Origin of the sequence: Sulfuricurvum sp. (assembly GCF_049277495.1) — a bacterium.
Lineage (GTDB): Bacteria > Campylobacterota > Campylobacteria > Campylobacterales > Sulfurimonadaceae > Sulfuricurvum.
Genome location: NZ_JBASYM010000010.1, coordinates 1 through 3986, shown reverse-complemented (window position 1 = coordinate 3986; position 3986 = coordinate 1). Strand labels below are relative to the sequence as shown.

Annotated in this window: 3 protein-coding genes; all 3 read left to right on the top strand. The window is 46.4% G+C overall.

What is annotated here, in order from left to right; translation table 11 throughout:
- The coding region (locus WAO38_RS02185; protein WP_422233913.1) for a phenylalanine--tRNA ligase subunit beta at positions 1-1754 on the top strand (1754 nt) is incomplete at its 5' end.
- Positions 1751-3028, top strand: coding sequence for a 3-phosphoshikimate 1-carboxyvinyltransferase (gene aroA, locus WAO38_RS02180; protein ID WP_422233911.1), 1278 nt, complete (start codon positions 1751-1753; stop codon positions 3026-3028). The genes WAO38_RS02185 and aroA, both read left to right, overlap by 4 nt.
- Entirely contained in the window at positions 3025-3858 is an 834-nt protein-coding gene (locus WAO38_RS02175) for a 4-hydroxy-3-methylbut-2-enyl diphosphate reductase (RefSeq protein ID WP_422233910.1), read from the top strand. The genes aroA and WAO38_RS02175 overlap by 4 nt, the downstream gene beginning before the upstream one ends.
- The last annotated feature ends 128 nt before the right edge of the window (positions 3859-3986 follow it).

Below are 3986 nucleotides of genomic sequence, written 5' to 3'. Positions count from 1 at the left end.
CGTATAAAGAGAAGCAAGAAGGACGTTTGGGAATCGGGCGTATTTTACAACTTCAGCATACGGAAACGTTTAACAGTGACTTGCTTTTTGGTGCGGTTGATATTAAAGAGATTCAAGTTCCGTTTTCTATCGCCTTGCGTTTGGCCATCATTGATGAGACCTATACCACGGCGGCAGATGCACTGCTGATCTATTCAACCCAAAGCACGGGTGTCATTTTGCGGGCGTACCCGTTTGAAAAATTCGGCGATGCGGAGACCAAAGGGGTTATTACCCTCGAAAGCGATGAAAACGGCTATGCGGCATTGTATGGCAAGGGGAAAGTATCGGTCATCGGTGTTTCTCAGGAAAAAGATGCTCATTTCAAAGCGAATGAAGGGCTAGCCATTATCGAAGCGAGTTATATCGCACCGGACATTATTGCCAAGAAAATGGGAGAGAAAAAGATCCCAAGCTGTCCGCATTATTACCGCTCATCTCGCGGAAGCGAACCGGAGATCGATATGGGTATCCAGTATGCGATGGGGTTATTTGAAAAATATTCAGATTCGCAGGTGTACGGGGGAAATATCGAGTTGACCACTTCGTACGAACCTCGTATCATCAGCATGGCTGAAGAAGAATTTGAATCATTCATCGGGCTCAAAATCGATAAAACACGCATTACGCAGATTTTTAAAAATCTCGGGATGGATATCGGCAAGCCAAAGGGATCGACATTCGCAATCTCCGTTCCTAAATTTCGTCATGACATCACGAATAAACAAGATATTATCGAAGAAGTGGTTCGTATCGTCGGAATTGACAATATCCCTTCCAAACCGCTTGTTTTCGCCGAAGCGAATCAGATGGGAAGCGATTTGGCGGAATATAAAAAAACACGGATGTATCGTCAGCGCGCGGCACAGTCGGGATTCTACGAAAGCGTCCATTTTGTTTTCAACGAACGTGCTCAGGTTGAAAAATACGGATTTACCTGTACGGAACCGTCCAAAGAACTGTTAAACCCGATTACCGCGACATTTGATACGCTTCGTCCGACACTTTTGGTCGGCCTTTTGAACTCTGCTTCGGCAAACGTCAAGGTCAATCAAAAGAAAATTGCTTTATTCGAAGCCGGTATGGTATTCGACAGTGAGCGCCATGAGTCCAAACGTCTCTCATTTATCGTTTCAGGATCTATGGAAGGGGAAAAAGTTTCGAATGCCGGAAAACCTGCGGTTATCGATTTCGCCGGATTTACGAAGCTGATCGCTGATATCGCCGGAACCTTTGAATTGGTATCCCATACGCCGCTTCATACGTTGGCCCATCCGTACATTTGTGCCAAAGTCATCATCAACGGCGAAGAGGCGGGAGAACTTTTCCGCCTTCATCCTCAGGTAGAAGAGGAATTTGACCTTCCGCAAACGTTTATGTGTGAACTTAAAACCGATTGCCTCTCTTACGGACTTGTCGAAGCGCAGCCGTATTCGAAATATCAGGCTTCATTCCGAGATTTAAGCATCTTGATCTCTAAAGCGGTCACGTATGAAACGATTAAAGCGGTGATTGAAAAACACGCATCGGCTCAGGTGCGACGTTTTTACCCGGTTGACCGCTATGTTTCAGAAAACTTGGGAGATCAGATGAGTCTGACGCTCCGTTTTGTACTGCAGTCGGATGAGAAAACGCTTGAAGAAGAGGACATTACTATGGCGATGGAATCGATTCTCAATGCCCTTAAAGAAGAGTTGGGAGTGAATTTGCGATGATGTCTGCAAAGGTTTATCCCGCACAGTCGTTCGGGTTTAAAAGCGATGCGATTGCACCGGATAAATCGATATCACACCGATGCGCCATGTTCGCTGTCCTGGCAGATGGGGAAAGTCGGATCGAGAACTTTTTACGTGCGGAAGATACGCTTAATACCCTTACCATCGTAGGACATCTCGGAGCCGAGGTCAATGACGACGGATCCGTGATTACGATCCGTTCTACAGGTATTCACGAAACATCCGAAATCCTCGATTGCGGTAATTCAGGGACAGGGATGCGTCTGTTTTGCGGACTCCTCTCTTCGGCTGAGGGGCATTACATCCTGACGGGAGATGAATATCTCAAGCGCCGTCCGATGAAGCGGGTGACACAGCCTTTGCGTAATATCGGGGCAAAACTTGACGGACGCAATAACGGTGATCTGGCTCCCCTTTCAATCCGCGGCGCTTCGTTGAAAGCGTTTGATTATGACTCTAAAATCGCATCGGCACAGGTTAAAAGTGCGATGATTTTAGCGGCTCTGAGATCAGATGGCGTATGTACTTTTAGAGAACCGGAACTGAGCCGAGATCATACGGAACGGATGCTCGCGGGAATGGGCGCACGCCTCGAAATCAGCGGTCTTGAGACTCGGATCTGGCCTCTGGAAAAACCTTTGCAGCCTTTAAATATCCGTGTTCCCGCCGACCCTTCCAGTGCTTTTTTCTTCGCAGTGGCGGCAGCCATTATTCCGGGTTCTTCGGCGATTATTGAAGGGGTTACCCTTAATCCGACCCGGATTGAAGCCTTTAAAGTACTCGAAAAAATGGGTGCGATGATCACCTACACCCTTACGGATGAACGTTATGAACCGATCGGGACCATCAGTGTCAAACATGCTCCGCTCAAAGCGGTGACGGTCGAAGAGAATATTGCATGGCTGATCGATGAACTGCCGGCACTTTCGATCGCTATGGCGTGTGCGCAAGGGAAAAGTGTCATCAAAAATGCGGAAGAATTGCGGGTGAAAGAATCCGATCGCATTAAAACGGTTGTGGATAATCTGAACCTTTGCGGGATCGAAACCGAGGAGTATCCTGACGGGTATGCCGTTGTCGGCGGAGAGCTTACGAGCGCCTTGATCAACAGTCACGGTGATCATCGTATCGCGATGAGTTTTCTCATCGCAGGGCTGAAGTGCGGCATGGAGGTTGAAGATATCGAGTGTATTAATACTTCCTTCCCCAACTTTTTTGATCTTTTAAGTATGTGTACAAAGGTAGAGAGATGAAAATCCAATTGGCAGAGAGTTACGGATTTTGTTTCGGTGTTAAACGGGCGATTAAAATTGCGGAAGAGAACCGCAACTCTTCCACCTATGGACCGCTGATTCATAATGCCAATGAAATCGATCGACTTAAAAATGATTTTAACGTCGCTTTGAGTGAAAATCTGGATACCTTTAAAGCGGGAGAAATCGCCGTTATCCGTACTCATGGTATTCCTAAACAGGAACTTTCGTTGCTGCAAGAGCGTAAAGTCAACGTGGTTGACGCAACCTGTCCGTATGTGACGAAACCCCAACAGATTTGTGAAGAGATGTCGGCTCAGGGGTACGATATCATTATTTTCGGAGACGAGAGTCACCCGGAAATCAAAGGGGTCAAGAGCTATGCCGTCGGCAATGTTTTTGTCATTAATTCACCGGTTGAAGTGGATGATTTGCATACGCGGGAGAAGGTAGCGGTTGTTGCACAAACCACCCGAAAAATTGAAGAGTATCAAGAGATCGTCAGCCGATTGATGGCCAGCCACAAAGAGGTACGTGTTTTCAATACGATTTGCAATGCGACCTTTGATAATCAAGATGCGGTGCGCAAGTTAGCACAACAAGCCGATGTTATGATTGTCATCGGAGGAAAAAACTCTTCCAATACGAAACAGCTTCACTCAATCTCTCAAGAATTTTGCCCCGACAGCTATCATATCGAGAGCCAAGAGGACTTGCAAGCCGACTGGTTTAAGGGTAAAAATTTTTGCGGTATCAGTGCGGGGGCATCAACCCCGGATTGGATTATCGATGATGTAATCGCAAAAATAAATGCCTTGACAAACTCCTAAATTCTGCTTTCTAATCTCCAAACAAGCATTTTTTCGCTATAATCAGCCAATTTTTAGTTACAAGGGATAGGCATGGCTTTCGATAACGAATCGTTCGAAGAAGAAAATTTTGCTGAGATGTTAGAGGC